We start from the raw sequence: 15,974 nt of genomic DNA on the forward strand, positions 1-15,974 counted from the left end.
CCCCGTACGCAAAGATCCGGAGCGATGCCGAATGACGTTTCGACGTATGGGCCTGTGGGCCACGGCAGCCGTCGGCTGTCTGTCCCTGGCCGTGCTGCCCGCCACGACGGCGGCGGCGCAGACCGAGGAGCCGGCGCCGACGGTCACGGCGACGAGCGTTCCGCAGGTGCAGCAGAAGGTGACGCGGCTGCTGTTCACCGTCCCGCAGACCCTCGACGAGCTAAAGGTCTCGCTGGCCGGGCTGAACCCGCTGCTGCTGCGGTACACCGGTGACTTCGGCGGCGGCAGCCAGCCCGGCCCGGGCGTCCCGGCCGACCAGGCCATCGAGAACATGCGCGAGGCCGTGACCGAGGAGTACGGCGTGGAGCCGCTGGTGTTCCTCGTCGTGGTCGACGGCGAGGTGCCTGCCGACCGGCTCACCGCCCTCGCCCCGGTGCTGTCCCGGTCCCAGGTCTTCGACTCGGACTCCCCCGCGGTCGAGGAACTGCCGCTCGGCACGCTGCAGCAGGCCGTCACGGCCACCCCGGAGCGCGAGCAGCTGCTGGGCCGCCGTGCCGCGGTCCTCGCCGCGGTCGAGGCGAGCCACCAGGAGCCCGTCCCCGCCGACTCCAGCACGACGGAAGAACCCGCGCCCGACGGCCAGGGCGACGTCACCCCGGCCAACATCGGCAACACCTGGGCTCCCGTCTCGGCGGAGCTGCAGGCCTACCGCTACTCGGCGAGTTCCAAGCCGCGCCACTTCCGGCACTACATGAGCTGGGGGTCGAGCCAGCGACCTCGCCGCCTTCGGCGACGACTTCGGCTACGAGCACAACCTGTCGCTGTACAACTACGACCTGGTGGACATCTTCCCGCGCCCGTACTGCGCGGACAGCGCCTACACCGAGTTCTCGGCGGCCTGGTCGACGGGCTTCAAGTGGAACGCCGTCGACTAGGGCTGGAACTACCCGAGCGCCGCTGTCGCGTACTGGGACTGGGACGACACCACCGACTCGTGCCAGAAGCTCGACTTCTCCGTCGGCGTCGGCTACCCGAAGAACCTGACCGGGGGCGTCACGTACAACTTCTGGATCCACGCCGAGAAGGGTGCCAAGTCCGCCTCCCCCTACGGCCTCGCGGGCCAGAAGCTCAGCAACGACTGCAACGACTGCAACGACGCGGGTATGGACCCAGGCAGCTCCTGCATGGGCCTGAACTACACGCGGGCCGACGCGGCCACCGAGCTGATGGTGAACAGCAGCCGTGGGTGGACGGTGCCGAGCTGCGCGGAATGGGCCCGCGGCGGCTCCCCGACCGCGTCGTCCAATGGCACCGGAACCTGCCCCGCCAACAGCTGACCACCGCAAGGAGGATGAGCGTATGACCGCACACGACCGGCAGGGCCGACCCGCCCATGACAGAAACCGCACCCTGCGCACGGTGGGTCTGACAGCGGCGCTCGGACTCGCCGTCCTGGCGGCCGTGCTGTTCTTCGTCGCCGATGCCGTCGCCACCAAGAAGTGCGTCGACACCGGTTACGGACTGGCCGACAGGATCAGCATGACCGAGGAGGGCTGCGAGCTGACGGTACGGGCCGCCGACGGCACCACACGCAGCGCCGTCGTGCCCACCCTCAGCGAGCCGCTGGCGACGGCGGCGCTGGCCACGGCGGTCGGGAGTGCCGTGCCTCCCGTCGTATGCCTGTGGCTGGCGGCCGCGGCACAGCGCGTCGCGCCACCAAAGCGCTGCTGGAGCGAGAGCCGGGTGGACTGCGGAGGTGTGGGCATCGCAGCCATCCTGCCCGACGGGCCGGGAAGCGGACGCGGCAGGCTACGGCCTGCTGTGATCCACTTCTCCCGATCGGCCCTCGCCCCATGCCCGTTGCCCCGGCCCGCCCGATAGCCCCGACCGCCGCCGAGCGCGAGCGGCTGAAGAAGATGGCCTACGGCCACAAGACCGAGCATCGGATGCGCCTCCGCGCGCAGATCGTCCTACACGCGGCGCGCGGGCGTTCCAACGCGCGCATCGTCCGTGAGACAGGCCTGCACCTGGACACCGTCCGCACCTGGCGGGCCGGTTCGCCGGAACTGCGGCCGCCGACGGTGGCGCTGGAGCGAATCGCAGCCGAGGTCGCGCCACAGCTCGCTTGAAAGCGCTGCACACACGTGTCCTACCTCACAGCCGAGGCGGCTGGGCAACCCTTCCGTCGCTGAAATCTTCTCCTTGACGTGAAGATCCTGAAGAGACGGCCTCGCCTGCTCATACTCCTGACCCTGGCCGTGGTGGCGGCCGTGACCATGACCGTCGCCATGGTCATCCAGACGAACAAGATGGAGACGCTCTCCCCGCGCGAGGAACGTGACCGGGCCGCGACTGGAGCAACCGTACCGGCGGGGCAGGTGGACTGCCGGAAGGTCAAGTGCATCGCCCTCACTTTCGACGGCAACCCGGGCGAACCCACCGACCGGCTGATGGACCTCCTGAAGCAGTACAAGGCGCCGTCGACGTTCTTCCTCGAGGGCCGGCGCATCCACAAGTTCCCGGACGTGGTGCGGCGGATCGCCAAGGACGGCCACGAGATCGGGGACCACACCTGGACGCACGCGGTGCTGACCGATGTCTCTGATGCGCAGATCCGCGACGAGCTGCGCCGCACAGCACGGGCCATCTCCGGCATCACCGGCAGCGAGCCGACGCTGATGCGCCCGCCCCAGGGCCGCACCGACGACCGCGTCTCCAACGTCGCGAAAGAACTGGGGATGGCGCAGGTGCTGTGGACGGTGACCGCGAAGGACTACGAGACGGACGACACCGCGCTGATCACCAAGCGCGTGCTCGACGGCGCCGGCCGCGACGGGATCATCCTGCTCCACCCGCTGCACAAGGGCACCGTGCCGGCCATGCCTTCCATCCTGAAGGCGCTCAGCAAGCAGGGCTACACCTTCGTGACCGTCTCCCAGCTGCTCGCTCCGGCCAAGGCCGAGCCCGGCAAGATCTACAAGTGACTGACTGACATGCGAAGCGTCCGCCTCATGGGTCCCTCGCCACCACGGGAGCGGCGGCCACCGGTTCCGCCGAACTCCGGTGACTCGTTCTGCATCCCATCGACCGATTTTCCATGCGCAGGTCGGGACGCTGGTGTGGGTGGAGATTGACGCGCTCGTGCTGATCTCGGACGTGATCATTAGCAGGTGATCGTCTGCCACGGGCCGGTTCGCGGGTTCTGGGGTGGTTCGCCCAAGGCGTCTCGTAGGTTCCGCAACGCGAGGGAGGCGCATGGTGGGCGTGCTGACGTGGACGATCGAGCAGCGGATGCGACTGACTGAGCGGGCCGAGCCGCTGCGCAAGGAGCTGGCGGAGATTGACGCCGAGCTGGGCCGCCTGGAGGCGGCCGAGGTGGTGTTCGGGCAGTGGGCCGAGGCGACGGACGGAGGACGGCAGCCGTCGGTGGAGCCGAAGCCGGTGGTGGTGACGCCCGGGGCGGGTGGGATGCGGCTGATCCCGGACCGCGAGAAAGGCATGGGAGTGGAGGTGCTCACGCCGGAGTATCGGCGGATCAAGGAGATCGTCGTGAAGGCGTCGGGGCCGGTGATGGCCAAGGACGTTGCGCTCGCACTGAGTCGCGAGAACACTCCGGCAAAGGTCGAGCCGGTCCGCGGCCAGTTGCGCAAGCTGTCCGACCGGGGGTGGCTGACCCGGACGGGCTCGGAGCGGTATCTGCCACGTTGATCACCGACTGGGGCAGACCGGCCAGTTCCGGCTGTAACACGAGGGCCCCCAGCGGGAGTTGGCGTTCACGTGAAGAAACAGCCGCCTGCCAAGGGCTCTCCCAGTGTTGTCTACCAGGCCCGGCTTCCTGTGTCGAAGCGGACCGTCGATCTCGTCGACGGACTGATACGCCGGCGCCGCAAGCAGCTGGGCCCACGCTGGCGCAAGGCCGCTCCGGGCACGCAGGCGATCGTCGTGCCGGCTGTCCTGCGCCACGACCAGCGCCTGGGGCATCGCGGTCGTGTCGTCGGTGGGCGTCAGCTGATGTAGCCGGCCACGTCCGCGAGCACCTGGGTGGTGCTGCTCGTGTAGAAGTCCACCTTGCCGTCGGAGCCGACCGGCACGATCACCTGGTTGGCGATCGTCTTGCCCTGCACCCAGTTCAGGTTGGAGGCCGTCGGACGGCTGCCGCCGTCGGCCCAGGCGGTGAGGTAGCCGCTGCCGGTGGTGCCGGTGACGGTGACGGTCAGCACGACGGCCTTGACGCCGGTGGACGGGATGGCGTCGCGCCCCGAGATCTGCAGGGCCAGCGTCTTGCCGGCGCCCAGCGCCGTCGTCTGACGTGTGTCCAGCAGGCGCAGCGGGGTGACCGTGTCGAAGGTCGAGCCGCTGGTGGAGAAGTAGCCGGAGACGTCGGCGATCACGTGGCTGGTGCCGTGCACGTAGACGCTGACGTTGCCGTCGCTGCCGATCGGCACGACCACCAGGTTGGGGATGGTGGTCCCGGTGGCCGACCAGTTGAGGTTGGACGCGGTCGGGCGGGTGGCGCCTTCGGGGTAGGCCTCCAGGTATCCCCCGCCGACGGTCTGGGTGGCCGTCAGGTTGAGCACCACGGAGCTGGCGCCGGTCGGCACGCCTCCATGACCGCGGACCTTGAGGCTGATCACCGCGTTGGAGATCTTGGTGGTGGTGGAGATGCCGACCTTGGAGCGGGTGTCCAGCAGACGGGCCGGGGTCAGCGCCGTGTACTTCGAGCCGGTGGTGCTGCTGGTGTAGTAACCCTGGACATCGGCGATCAGGTGGGTGGTGCTGCTCGTGTAGAGGTCCACCACGCCGTCGCCGGCCACCTTCACGGTCGCCGAGGCCGCGATGGTCTGGCCCGCGGCGGTCCAGTTGAGGTTGCTGGTCGACGGTTTGCTGGTGCCGTCGGCCCAGGCGATCAACGAACCCGAGCCGGTGGTGCCGGTGACCGTGAGGTTGAGCACGACAGCGGTCACTCCGCTGCTGGGGATCCCCCCGGCACCCTCGATCTTGACCGGGGCGGTACCGCCCGCGACCAGGGGCTTGGTGGTCGGGATGGAGCTGAGGCCCCAGCCGGTGCCGTTGCGGGTGTCCAGCAGGCGCTTGGGGCTGCTGAGCGGATGGAAGGTGGAGGCGCCCGTGGCTGCTGTGCCCTGGGCTGCGCACAGTGCGGTGGTCAGGCCGGCCTCCTTGGGCGATCCCAGGCCGGTCACCTCGTCGTAGCCGGCCGCCGCCGTGTAGCCGGTGGCGTACACGGAGTTGTCGCCGCTGGTGACGTCCCAAAGGTTCGCCGGGTAGCTGCTGCGTGCGGCCTTGTAGAGGGCGTTGTTGAGGAAGCCGACCCGGCCATTGGCCTGGCAGGCCGTGCCGGCGTTGGCCTGGACGATCGCGGCGGCCCAGGTCGGGGCCGCACCGCTGGTGCCGCCGACGATGCCGGGAACGGGGCTGGAGGACTGACTGTCGTCCTGGAGGTAGATCGGATACCCGTCGGCCGGGTCCGCCAGAGCGGAGACATCCGGGACGGCCCGCTTGGTGGTGGTGGCGACACCGCCCTGGTAGACGACGGGCGCCCAGCGCGAGGAGACACCGCCACCGGTACCACCGGCATCGTTCCCCCACGTCGTCTGAGTCGTGGTGCTGCCCGAGCTGGTCATCGTGGTACCACCGACACCGGTGACGTAGGGCTGGCTCGCGGGGTCGTCGACCGCCTTGGCCGTGGAGCCGGTCGCGCTGTAGCAGTCGCTGGAACCGTCGTCGCCCGAAGCGGCGACGACGCTCTGTCCCTGGGCGGCAGCCTCCGCGAAGATGGTGTTCTCGGCACTCGCGGTCGCGCTGCTCTCGACCGCCTCGCATTCACCCCAACTGGTGGAGACGACCTGCGCCTGGTCGTCGGTGACCATCCGCTGGTAGACGTCGAGCACGTTCTGGTCGGTCGCGGACGCGGCGTCCGGGCCCTGGTAGTCGATGATGCTCGCGCCGGGCACCAGACCGATCAGGTCCTCGATGTCGAGCGCCGACTCCACGCCGACCGATCCGTCGGTGGCCGGGGCGCCCGCCCCTGACGTCGTATCGACGTACACGTGGGAGACCGAGGTGCTGGTGCCGACGCAGGACTGGTACGCGGCGACGCTGCCGGCGTCGACGTTCTCCAGCTCGAACACGGCCACGGTCTGCCCCGCGCCGGCAGTGGCGGAGCTGGTCATCCCGTAGGCGCCGGCCAGCTTGCCGGGGCTGTAGTAGTCGGTGCCGTCGGTCAGGCCCGAGCCGGTGAAGTCGGCGCAGAGCGCCGGGTTGTACGTATCGGCGGTCACCGCGCTCGAACTGCGTCCGGAGACGGCGGTGGCAGAGCTGTGTCTGCTCGCGCGACGCACCGCAGAGTGGTGGCTGGTGACAGTGTTGACGCTGCTCAGGCCGACGATCCCGGTCACCGAGGACGCCACGTTCGCGGGCATCGCGGGGGCCGAGGTGTTGAGGTAGTCGGTGGTGCCGTCCTTCAGCCGAACGTTCCGAAAGCCGGTGCCGAAGGCGTGGGACGCCTGCGCAGCGGTGGCGGTGACCGGGATGGACAGGCCGTCGGGGCTGACCTTGCCGGGAGAGAGACCGGCCGCCTTCAACGCCTGTGAGACTCCCGCGATGGTGGCCCGGGTAGGACCGAAGACCGAAGCGAACTGCCCCTTGGCCAGGTAACGGTGGTATCGGGCGCTGCCCGGCGTGGACACCGCGGTGACGAAGTCCGCCAGCGACTGCGGGTCGCGTGGGGCCAGGTTCACGCTGAGGTGCAGCGTGGTTCCCGACGCGGTCGCGCCGGTGATGGTCGCACCCGTCGGGACATGCGGTGCCGCGCCTATTCGCTTGGGTGCGCCCGATCCGGCCGTTGCCGCCTCGGTGATCGCGCCGTTGGCGGTCGCGGTGACGGCGATGAGGGCGACGGCAGCGCTGGAAGCCACGGTGATCGCCCTGGCCCGTCTGGCGGTCTTGGCTGCCGCGCGCCCGGGACGTCCCGGCGCGGCGTAGGCCTTCTTGGCCATGCAGAGATCTCCTAGAAACTGACGCACCATCACACCGATGGCCGCGATGGTGGTCGAAGCGTCACTCGGGCCGGCGGGTTCATCCACGTCACGAGGCACGCAGGAGTTATCCCTCTTAACCGAAGTGTGCGCATTCCTATCAGGACAAGGCAGTCACTGTCTCCATTCGCCCGAGAACCATGAGCGGATCTTTACGCCACCGCCGCAGGGAAAGCGTGTGCGGGCGCGGCATCAGGCACCGCATCGCCCGCAAGGGCATCGAGTCTCCGACCCGCCCGGGCCTGCACCGCTGGACCGTAGAGCGTCGAATGACCGACCCCCAGAGCCTTCCAGCGAAGGGAATCCGGGGCGAAGCAGACAACCTCGCCAGCGGCGCCGGGACGGTCGGCGCGGCCCGGAGCGGCGAGCGCACGATGTCCTGGCTCGCCGGATGCCGCTCCCTGCACCCCCGCTACGAACGCAAATCCGAGCACTTCCTGGCCTTCACCAGCATCGCCTGCACCCTCATCTGCTACCGAACAGTGTCAGGCCCTGAGCACTGTTCAGCGTCCGGACCTCCCTCCTTCCAGCCGGGCAGCGCAGATCGGCGTAGAACTCATCGAGTGCCCCGGACACCAGCCAGGCCGGCCACAGCTAGGCCCGGAACCCCATGCGCCGCTCCACTCACGGGGCTGCCGAAGACCCGCAACCATCCGTCGTCCACCAGCAGTCCGCCGCAGTGGCGCAGGCACCGGGTTGCTGCCTTGGCCGCGGTGAGCTGCGCCACAGCCGTCGCCGTGGTCAGCTACGCCATACGCCATACGCCCCTTTGCAGCCACCACCCCACGGCCACGACCTGCGCCAACGGCCGAGGATGTGACTTACCGCCCGCGCGCGTGAGATGACGGCCCATCAGCGGGCGCGGACCGGCCCCGGCCCGCTTCGGAGATCACGACCTGCCCGTGATCGCCGAAGGGGAGCTGCGTTGCGTTCCACCGCCGTACGGACCGCGCCGCCGCGCTGTCCGCGCTCGCCGCCCTGCTGCTCAGCCCAATCACCGCCCACGCCGCGCCCGGCGACCCGATCGCCCTGCCCGTCCGCGACGCCCTGGCCGCCCTCCCCGTCCAGGACGAGGACCGCATCGGGTACGAGCGCACCGAGTTCCGGCACTGGATCGACGCCGACCGCGACGACTGCTCCACCGGGCCGAGGTCCTCCTGGCCGAGGCCGTCACCGCCACCGAGCAGAGCGCCAATGCCGACCGGCGGGCGCCAGGCGCCAGGTCGGGATGCTCCTTCAGCATGTCGTCGGGTCGTCGCATAGAGTGCTGTCAAAGAGGGTGTCCACGTCGTTCGTCACAAAACGATCTTGGACATCCTCGTTCTCGTCTCCGCAGGAACCCCTTGGACCACACCACCAGGAGGAACCAGTGTCATACCCGCATCTGCTCACCCCCGAGGAGAAGCTCGCCGACGCGAAGAAGCTGTTGAGCCTCCCGCGTATCGTCGTGATCTGCGGCTCCACCCGCTTCATGACCGAGATGAACGAGGCCGATCTGCGGGAGACCAAAGCCGGAAAGATTGTCGTCAAACCGGGCTGTGACATGAAGTCACCGCACGAACTTTGGTCCGATCCTGTCGAGGCCGAGGCGCTGAAGGTTCGACTCGACGATCTGCACCGGGCGAAGATCCGGCTCGCTGATGAGGCGCTCGTAGTCGGCGACTACATCGGAGACAGCACCCGAGCCGAAATCGCCTACGCCCGGTCGCTGGGCAAGCCCGTGCGGTTCACGCACCCCGAAGTCGACCCTGACGCCTGACAGCCCGCTGCCACCTCGACCACCAGGGCCGGCAGCCCACCCCCTGACCGTCTCGCGGTGGCTTCGGCCGCCGCCCCCCTCCGCAGGCATCCCCTGGAATTGATCACCTGGTGATGGATGACGCGACGACAGCAATCGCCTACCTGTGGGACGACGCCGAGAACTACTGGCCGGCGGCCGAGGGCGACGACGACCGCACCGACCCGTTCTCGCCCGGCCTCGGACTCGGGCATTTCCAGGCCGCGCACGCGCGGCTGGACGCGCTCGGCGTCCGCGTCCCGGCGATCCGTCTCGTCGACCGCGACGGCGTTCACTGCCCGGCCGAGCTTGTGATCGTCGAGGACCTTCCGGGGAGAGACTGGAGGAGTTGCTCGCGCGTGACCCGGGCGCGGCTGCTCCGGTCATGGCCAGGCCCGCGGAGTCGCTGGAGGCGATACGGGGTCACCGGGCACCGGTGTACGGCAAGGTGGCCGTGGTCGATGCAGGAGGCACGTCGCACGGTATGTCGTGCGAGGGGGTGGTTCTCGACCGCGCGCTGCGGGACCTCGCCGAGGCGGCCTCGCGCGATCCGCGGATCGCGGGCGCGCGGGACCGGCTGGAGAAGCGGCTGCTGGGACAAGGGCTTGCGGGTCGCGTTGGAACGGCTGGCGGTCCTCAACGAACGGATCTCTGCCCAGACCGAGGCCCGCGACCGGCTGGAACCCGCGTTGCGACAGGCAACCGGTGGCCGGATCCGCCCAGTGGTCTGAACGCCGCCTCGTCGCAGCCGCAGAAACCTGGAGCCGCTACGCTCCTCACGGCCACTCACGGCCACTCACGGTGACCACGAGCCCTCACCGGCCAAGGAATACACGACTCTCGACTAGGCGAGGTTGCCAGTTTCACACCCCTCCTCCGATCCCGCCGTCCCCACCCGACCGGGTAGGGGCGGCATTGGAGGACGTCCTGGACCTGGTCGTGCCGTACGCCCGGAGGCGGCGGCTGACCATCCGGAAGGCCGAGAAGAACGCCGCCTTCAGGCGGCTCGCCCTGGCCGCCGAGGGCTACTGCATCCACGCAAAGTGCCGGCATCGCCCCGCACACGCGGGCGGGGTGCTGCGCACGGGCCCGCTGACCGCTCAGTCGGTCAGCGGTGCGCAGTGCACGTTGTTCGCTCCGCCGCTCTGGCCGGCGATCCGTCCCCAGTAGCTCACGCAGTGCCCGGGGTGGCCGATGTACACCGGACCGGCGTAGGTCGTGTAGAGACCGTCATCGAACTCGGGGTCGACGTCCTGGGCGTCCGTGAGCGCTGCCAGCATGGACACGGCGGTGCCGGGACGGGCACGCACGGTGACCACGCAGTCCTGACCGGTCGACGGGTTGTACGTCAGGTAGACCGTGCCCGCCGTACCGACCGGTGCCGAGTCGACCACCGTGTAGCCCGCCCCGCAGACACCGTTGTACTTTGCCAGGGGCGTCGCCGCCCCTGCCTGCGGTGCGACGGCACCCATGGCGCCGACCACGGCAGCCGTGACCGCTCCGACCGCTGCGGCACGCTGAATGATGTTCATGTGAATCCCCCGTTTCGTCGACTGCTCCAACAGCTTGTCGACCTCGAAGGGTTTGACCGTCGTCACCCGACCAGCGTTGTAGGCCACCGGCACCGGTTACGGAACCCGGACACGGAGTGAACGGGTCCGTGGCGCCGCCCAAGGACGTATGGGTCCGCTGGTACCGCCACGCGAGGAAATTCCGCCGACCCGCGGGCAGCCTCACCCTCCGGCCATCGCCACCACCGGCGCCCTGCGTCCTGCGTCCTGCGTCCTGCACCAGAGCGACATCCTCATGGCCCTCGCCCTGACCACACTCACCGTCGGCTACGACGCCGTCATCACCATCTGCCGCACCTGGCAAAAGACCACCGCACCCGCGCAGCGCGGCGCCGCCCAGGCCCGCCAGGCCGCCTGACCCGCTTGAGCCGGCAGCCCAGTCCACCTGCTCGCCCCTCCCGTGCTCCGACCAGGGCGGAGCACTTTCCGTGTCCCGACACGGGCCTCCGCGCTGCGGCCATCGGCCTGCCGCGCAGATCCCACACTGCGGTGACAGGCCGCACTTCGTATGGCGCGTCCCGGGACACGCCCCTGCCCGGGTATGTGCAGGACACCCGGTCGTTGTCAGTGGCGGCGTCCAGGATGACGGCCAATGACGACATCGCCCGCCATTTCGCGACCATGGACAACATCCGATCCGCCGACGTCGAAACCATGCAGCACGCCGAGGGCAGCAGGCCGGCGTCGCCGGGGTGCCGGACCGTGCAGGCGTCGAAGGTGCCCTGCGACTCGCCGGTCAGCACGATGCCGCAGCCGGTGACGCGTTCGACCGTGGTGTTCCGTACCTCCGCGCGGGCGGCATCACTGAGCGTCGGACCGTGCCCTGCCGTCGAGCGGATCACGCAGTCCTCCAGGACCGCGTGGGCCGTGCCGGTGACGAGGACGCCGGAGCCTTCGGCGTCCTCGACGGTGCAAGTGCGCAGTTCGGCGGTTCCGCGGCCGATCGACGCGCCCGCCGGAGACCGCGCAGTGGTCGAGGACGGGCCGGCCGCCGCGGACGAGCACGGCGGGGTCGCGGTCGGCGGTGCCCTCGACCGCCAGGTCGCGCAGTTCGCAGGCACCGCCCCGCACCGTGATCGCGGGTCCGTGGGCCGCGATGATGCGCACCGTGCCCGGGCCCTTCTCCGCGATCAGGGTGACGTCGCGGTCCAGCACCACCGACTCGCGGTAGTCCCCGGGCTGGACGTGGATCACCGCGCCCTCGCCGGCCGCGCGAACGGCGGCCGTGACGGTGCGATGCGTGCCCCAGCCCCGGTCCGCCACCCTGAGGACGTTGCGTTTCACTGGTGTCCCGCTCCGGCCTCGGGGCCCCTCACGGCGTCTGCCCCGACTGCAGCAGCGAGGTGTAGACGTCGAAGACGCCCACCGCGACCGGTACGGAGGCCAGCAGGAAGAACCCGGCGAGTGTGTCGATCCAGGTCGGCCGCTCCTCGTCCGAGTCGGCGCGGAACGCGCGGCCGAGGCCGAACGCCAGTGCCAGCACGGCCGCGCCCAGCAGGGCGACGGGCCCGGTCCACGGCGGTGTCCCGAAGTTGCCCGGGGCCCGGACCAGTGCGACGGCCAGGCCGAGTGTCCCCGCGGCCACCATCGGGACGACCGCCGGCGCCATCGTCAGCCGCCCCGCCCGCAGGATCAGCGCGAGGCCGAGGCAGGCGGTGAGCGCGACCGCGAAGGCGTGGTCCGCCGAGCCCAGGATCACCAGGCACGCGGCCGCGACGGCGGAGCCGAGCACGTTCGTGCCGATGAGCACGCGCTGACCCCGCTTCACCAGCCGCAGGACGTCCGCCTCGTCGGCGTAGGGGTCCGTGCCGCCCGCCCACGAACCCGCCAGCACCGCGAAATGCCCGGCTGCCTTGGGTGCGGCGGCGAGCACGCCCATGGTGGTGACGGACACCACGGCCGCCGACTCCAGCAGCGAGGTACGGCCGAGGGTGAGACCGGCGGTCAACACCAGGGTGATGCCGGTGATCACCACGGCCATCAGCGTCGTGACGTGACGGATGGCCAGCAGCCCGGCGAGGGCTCCGACCAGGGCACCCACGCTCAGGGCCAGGAGCAGACCGGAGGTGCTCGCGCTCGCCACCGGCAGACAGGCGGCGGACGTGGCGAGCAGGGGTACGGCCGAGTACGCCATGATCAGCCTCAGGCCCAGCGAGAGCGACCAGCCCTGGCGGGTGGAGTGCCAGGCCAGCAGGGCCAGGGCGAACGCGACGTTCATCGCGCCGACCCCGGTACCGGGCCGGTAGGAGTCCGCAGAGCCCGACCACGCCAGGATCACGAAGGCCGCGATGAGGCCCAGGACGGCCAGGACCAGCGTGGTGTGGGCGCGGACGCGACGGCCCCACGCGGTGACGCCGTCGCGGGTCGTCTCGACGGACTCCTCCAGGTCGGTGACCACGGGCTCGTCGAACTCGCCCGCGGCCACGTCCCGGAGGTAGAGCGTGGCGCCGTCCGCGACGCCCGCCTCCCGCAGCGAGGCTTCGGGCGCGAGGGGTGGGGCGCCGGGCAGGGCCAGCGACCAGGCCGGGGGGAACGTCTCGTCCAACTCCACCTGCCCCACGAGCGTGAGCAGGGCCGGGGTGTACTCGGCGATGGCCGCGTCCGCGGGCACCGCGAGATCAACCCGCCGCCGTGCTCCCACCACGGTCACATGGCAGCGTTCATACTCCACTGGGTGTCTTCCTTGTCACACGTGGCCGGAGCCTGTTGAGGGGCGGCCGGGGGTCAGTGCACCGAGTTCCAGGTCTTGATGTTGGCTTCCTCGGCACCGACATAGTTGCCTCAGTTCACCCGCATCACGCGGGCGAGCTCGCCGAGCACGCCGTCGTCCTCCTCGCTGCCGAAGAGGCCCACGGCAGCCATGTCCCATTCGTGCATGCGCAGTTGGTAGTCGGTCGCCGACTGGGCGTTCCACGTGTCGATGAGCGACTGGATCCGGCTCTTCAGGGCGTGCAGCTCGCCCATGATGTGCTGGGCCGCGGCATTGAGGTCCTGGCCGGCGGTCTCCAGGCCCTGGCCGACATAGATGGGCACGCTTTCGATATCGGGCATCGCGATTCCTTCCACGGAGGGTGTGTGCAGCGAGCGGACGTGCGGGCGTACGCCGGGGTCAGGACAGGTTGGCCTTCGGAAGTGACACGTTGTTGAGATTCGCCAGGTTCGAGTGCTCGGAGCCGATGTAGTTGTCGGCGCTGGAGTCCAGGCCGTTGGAGATGGCGAGCAGTGCGTTCTGCAGCTGTGCCGCATACATGTCCCACTCCCTCATCAGTTCCTGGAAGGTGTTCGAGGCGACGCCCTGCCAGTTCGCCTCCATCGCGACGACGTAGCTCTTGAGGGCGTCGAGCTCCGCCTGCACGATTTGTTGCACCCGGCTGGGGCGCACAGCAGCTCAAGGACGCTCTGATCAGCACATCGCGCACGGTGTCCGGCACCAAGGTGACCGAGCAGGTCGGGATGCGGGACCTCCCCCACACCTACCGGCCGGGTCAGCGCACCACCGAGCACTGGTTCGGAGCTCCGACCCGTCCGTCGATCCCGAGAGGGGCACCCTGGCCGTCGGTTCGCAACGGCGACACGCTGTCCGTCCACATTCCCGAATTCACGGACTCCGCCAGTGGCCACTGGTCCTTCGCGGAGACCAGCGGCTTCGGCATCGGCACCCGTACGCCGGCGGACGGTGCGGGTGACTCGGCCACCGCGGTGCTGCTCCGCGAAGGTGAGCGGATCTTCGCCTCGGACAATGGGGCGTGGGGCGACATCGAGGTGCCCGCGGGCGAGGCGGACTACCGGCTGGACCTGACGACCTCCCGCATCTCGGACGACTGGCGGTTCGGCACCGGCACGCGCACGTCGTGGACGTTCGCTTCCGGCACCGCGGCCACGGCGGCCCTGCTGCCGCTGCTCCAGGTCGACTACGATGTGCCGGTCGACGAACGGAACGCGGTGGGCCCGGAGCGTCGGCACACCCTCGGTCTCGGCGTCCGGATGCAGGACGGCATGGCCGCCCCGGACGGGGTGATTCTGAAGGTGGAGTCGTCCTACGACGACGGCGGGAGCTGGACCACGGCACGTGTCGCGCACCATGGCGACAACACGTTCACGGCAACGGTCGAGCGGCCGTCGCGGGTTCACGGCGCCGCCTATGTAACGCTGCGTGTCACAGCTACCGACGCGGCCGGCAACAGCGTGCGGCAGACAGTGGACCGCGCCTACCTGCACAGAGGGGCCAAGCAGTAGGAAACCGTACGGAAGGGGTGTCGGGGCGTCACCGCCTCGACACCCCTTCCATCGCTGGCATTCGTTCCAGGACGCCTGCGGGCCGACTGCCCGACACGAGGGGAAAGCAGGGTGACCGCCTGGCGCTTCGCCGACCGCATGGGGCCGGCCGGCGTCACCGAGAGCAGCGGTCTGAACCTGGGCCGGGCACCCCCACATCGGGCTGCAAACCGTCACCTGCCTCATGGACGGCCAGGTCCTCCACCATGACAACCTCGGCTCCCAGCAGGTCATCAAGCGGGGCAGCTCAATCTGATGGCTGAACGCTCATGCCCTCGTAGGTGACGTCCTGGACGTCTCCCTGCCAGCCGGCGACCTGGTACTGCCCGACGACGACACGCCTCTATTCCTCACCTCGGCGGGCATCAGCATGACCCCCATGCTGTGCAGGAAACGTTCGCTGGGTCCGTGAACTCGCCGCGAACCCGGGCTGTACCGGAAGGCGGGCCACCGGAAGTCAGGCTCGTACGCGCACGTCTGCGGCCGCGACGAAAGCATTGTGCGCAGCCCGGGCGAGGTCGCCGCGCCAGTCGCGGTCGGCCGGTCGGGCGCCTCATGCAGGTCTGGGCCTCGGCCCACGACAACGTCTGCCTCCGCCACAACCTCTGGATCGGCAGGAACGTCTTCGTCCCGGAACAGCAGCCCGACCTGTCCCGAACCCAAACGTTGTCCGCGCCCAACCCCAGTACTGGCGGCTCCGACGACGCCACGGCCCGACCGTCAGCTTGTCGTTTATGGTCCGGCGTCGATCGCGGCCTGCCGTGTGGATGTCAGTCCCACGCGTTGAAGAGCACTCCGCCCAACGTGGTGATGCCGTAGAACCGCACCTCACGCCACTCGCCCTGCGTGAGCACTGAGGTGTCCACGTTGGAGAGTGGTGTGGCGAGTTGTTCACAACTAAGGACCACGAAGCCCGCGTTGGTGAAAGTGTGAGCCCACGGCGGCGGGGCCAGGAACTCCTCTCCGTACCAGTCCCGACGCGTCTGGGCGAAGGCGATCCAGGGGTGATGAGCGTGACACAGGACGATGTTCTCGCCTGCGCATGTGCCGATCGTTGCGGTGTGGAAGGTCCGGGGGTATGCCTGTTCCTCCACCTCGCCCACTTCGCCTCCGACGACGCGGGCAGCGGCATACAGAGCGGCGCGGAACGCCCGCAGGTCAGTCTCTGGGAGCGGGCCGTCCTTCGGCCGGAAGAAGCCAGTCGCCCCCCGCGGCAGCGTGAAGCCGATGTTCCCCTCGTTGACCATGCCGCTCATTTTGCCCGGCACGAGGCGCATCCGTGGTCGTAGGTGTCGT

General features: G+C 69.7%; 19 protein-coding genes and 1 pseudogene. 13 read left to right on the forward strand and 7 right to left on the reverse strand.

The features are described from left to right. The first annotated feature begins 31 nt into the window (after positions 1-31). The 6 genes from QF027_RS01535 (at position 32) to QF027_RS01560 (ending at position 4,017) form a co-directional block, all read left to right on the forward strand. Positions 32-1,363 carry a hypothetical protein gene (locus tag QF027_RS01535; RefSeq protein ID WP_307072177.1) on the forward strand — a complete coding sequence of 444 codons (1,332 nt, stop codon included), beginning with the start codon at positions 32-34 and terminating at the stop codon, positions 1,361-1,363. Continuing rightward, positions 1,360-1,881, forward strand: coding sequence for a hypothetical protein (locus QF027_RS01540; protein WP_306987002.1), 522 nt, complete (start codon positions 1,360-1,362; stop codon positions 1,879-1,881). The genes QF027_RS01535 and QF027_RS01540 overlap by 4 nt, the downstream gene beginning before the upstream one ends. Continuing rightward, a complete protein-coding gene (locus tag QF027_RS01545) occupies positions 1,854-2,129 on the forward strand; it encodes a helix-turn-helix domain-containing protein (RefSeq protein ID WP_306987003.1) in 276 nt (91 codons plus the stop codon). The genes QF027_RS01540 and QF027_RS01545 overlap by 28 nt, the downstream gene beginning before the upstream one ends. Before the next feature lie 78 nt (positions 2,130-2,207). After that, positions 2,208-2,984 carry a polysaccharide deacetylase family protein gene (locus QF027_RS01550; RefSeq protein ID WP_306987004.1) on the forward strand — a complete coding sequence of 259 codons (777 nt, stop codon included), beginning with the start codon at positions 2,208-2,210 and terminating at the stop codon, positions 2,982-2,984. 271 nt (positions 2,985-3,255) lie between these two features. Further along, on the forward strand, positions 3,256-3,708 hold the full coding sequence (locus QF027_RS01555; protein ID WP_307072178.1) for a hypothetical protein: 453 nt from the start codon (positions 3,256-3,258) through the stop codon (positions 3,706-3,708). A gap of 69 nt (positions 3,709-3,777) precedes the next feature. Then, entirely contained in the window at positions 3,778-4,017 is a 240-nt protein-coding gene (locus tag QF027_RS01560) for a hypothetical protein (RefSeq protein WP_306987007.1), read from the forward strand. Here QF027_RS01560 and QF027_RS01565 read toward each other — a convergent pair. After that, a complete protein-coding gene (locus QF027_RS01565; protein WP_307072179.1) occupies positions 4,005-7,016 on the reverse strand; it encodes a S53 family peptidase in 3,012 nt (1,003 codons plus the stop codon). The genes QF027_RS01560 and QF027_RS01565 overlap by 13 nt on opposite strands. A gap of 404 nt (positions 7,017-7,420) precedes the next feature. Here QF027_RS01565 and QF027_RS01575 point away from each other — a divergent pair. The 4 genes and pseudogenes from QF027_RS01575 to QF027_RS01595 form a co-directional block, all read left to right on the forward strand. Continuing rightward, positions 7,421-7,543: pseudogene (locus QF027_RS01575) on the forward strand (IS5/IS1182 family transposase); the annotation flags it as partial. Positions 7,544-8,424: 881 nt separating this feature from the next. After that, a complete protein-coding gene (locus tag QF027_RS01585; protein ID WP_306987010.1) occupies positions 8,425-8,814 on the forward strand; it encodes a hypothetical protein in 390 nt (129 codons plus the stop codon). Between the two features lie 113 nt (positions 8,815-8,927). Next, the gene (locus QF027_RS49470) at positions 8,928-9,563 is read left to right on the forward strand and encodes a hypothetical protein (RefSeq protein ID WP_373432390.1); all 636 of its coding nucleotides are present in this window, start codon (positions 8,928-8,930) and stop codon (positions 9,561-9,563) included. Positions 9,564-9,771: 208 nt separating this feature from the next. Beyond that, positions 9,772-10,002: a DUF6420 family protein gene (locus tag QF027_RS01595; protein ID WP_307082236.1), complete on the forward strand. Its 231-nt coding sequence runs from the start codon at positions 9,772-9,774 to the stop codon at positions 10,000-10,002. On the opposite strand, the gene QF027_RS01600 is transcribed toward QF027_RS01595, so the two are convergent. Then, positions 9,933-10,364, reverse strand: coding sequence for a spore-associated protein (locus QF027_RS01600; protein WP_306987137.1), 432 nt, complete (start codon positions 10,362-10,364; stop codon positions 9,933-9,935). The genes QF027_RS01595 and QF027_RS01600 overlap by 70 nt on opposite strands. Before the next feature lie 148 nt (positions 10,365-10,512). Here QF027_RS01600 and QF027_RS01605 point away from each other — a divergent pair, with 148 nt between their 5' ends. Further along, positions 10,513-10,761, forward strand: a complete 249-nt coding sequence (locus QF027_RS01605; RefSeq protein WP_307072181.1) for a hypothetical protein — start codon at positions 10,513-10,515, stop codon at positions 10,759-10,761. Here QF027_RS01605 and QF027_RS49475 read toward each other — a convergent pair. The 4 genes from QF027_RS49475 to QF027_RS01625 all read right to left on the reverse strand — a co-directional run bounded on the left by QF027_RS49475 (position 10,685) and on the right by QF027_RS01625 (position 13,785). Beyond that, positions 10,685-11,464, reverse strand: a complete 780-nt coding sequence (locus QF027_RS49475) for a right-handed parallel beta-helix repeat-containing protein (RefSeq protein ID WP_373432391.1) — start codon at positions 11,462-11,464, stop codon at positions 10,685-10,687. The two genes, QF027_RS01605 and QF027_RS49475, sit on opposite strands and share 77 nt — an antisense overlap. A gap of 251 nt (positions 11,465-11,715) precedes the next feature. Then, positions 11,716-13,074: a type VII secretion integral membrane protein EccD gene (eccD, locus tag QF027_RS01615; RefSeq protein WP_307072183.1), complete on the reverse strand. Its 1,359-nt coding sequence runs from the start codon at positions 13,072-13,074 to the stop codon at positions 11,716-11,718. 110 nt (positions 13,075-13,184) lie between these two features. After that, positions 13,185-13,454 carry a WXG100 family type VII secretion target gene (locus QF027_RS01620; protein WP_307072184.1) on the reverse strand — a complete coding sequence of 90 codons (270 nt, stop codon included), beginning with the start codon at positions 13,452-13,454 and terminating at the stop codon, positions 13,185-13,187. Between the two features lie 58 nt (positions 13,455-13,512). Then, complete coding sequence (locus tag QF027_RS01625; protein WP_307072185.1) at positions 13,513-13,785, reverse strand: WXG100 family type VII secretion target; 273 nt, start codon at positions 13,783-13,785, stop codon at positions 13,513-13,515. A gap of 38 nt (positions 13,786-13,823) precedes the next feature. Between QF027_RS01625 and QF027_RS01630 the strand changes: the two genes are divergently transcribed. Both QF027_RS01630 and QF027_RS49480 read left to right on the forward strand, forming a co-directional pair. Continuing rightward, the gene (locus QF027_RS01630; RefSeq protein WP_307072186.1) at positions 13,824-14,639 is read left to right on the forward strand and encodes a hypothetical protein; all 816 of its coding nucleotides are present in this window, start codon (positions 13,824-13,826) and stop codon (positions 14,637-14,639) included. 196 nt (positions 14,640-14,835) lie between these two features. After that, positions 14,836-14,934 carry a pirin family protein gene (locus QF027_RS49480; RefSeq protein ID WP_373432133.1) on the forward strand — a complete coding sequence of 33 codons (99 nt, stop codon included), beginning with the start codon at positions 14,836-14,838 and terminating at the stop codon, positions 14,932-14,934. 514 nt (positions 14,935-15,448) lie between these two features. Here QF027_RS49480 and QF027_RS01640 read toward each other — a convergent pair. Continuing rightward, a complete protein-coding gene (locus QF027_RS01640; protein ID WP_307072187.1) occupies positions 15,449-15,925 on the reverse strand; it encodes a hypothetical protein in 477 nt (158 codons plus the stop codon). Between the last annotated feature and the right edge of the window lie 49 nt (positions 15,926-15,974).

Source organism: Streptomyces canus, from assembly GCF_030816965.1.
Classification (GTDB): Bacteria; Actinomycetota; Actinomycetes; order Streptomycetales; family Streptomycetaceae; genus Streptomyces; species Streptomyces canus_E.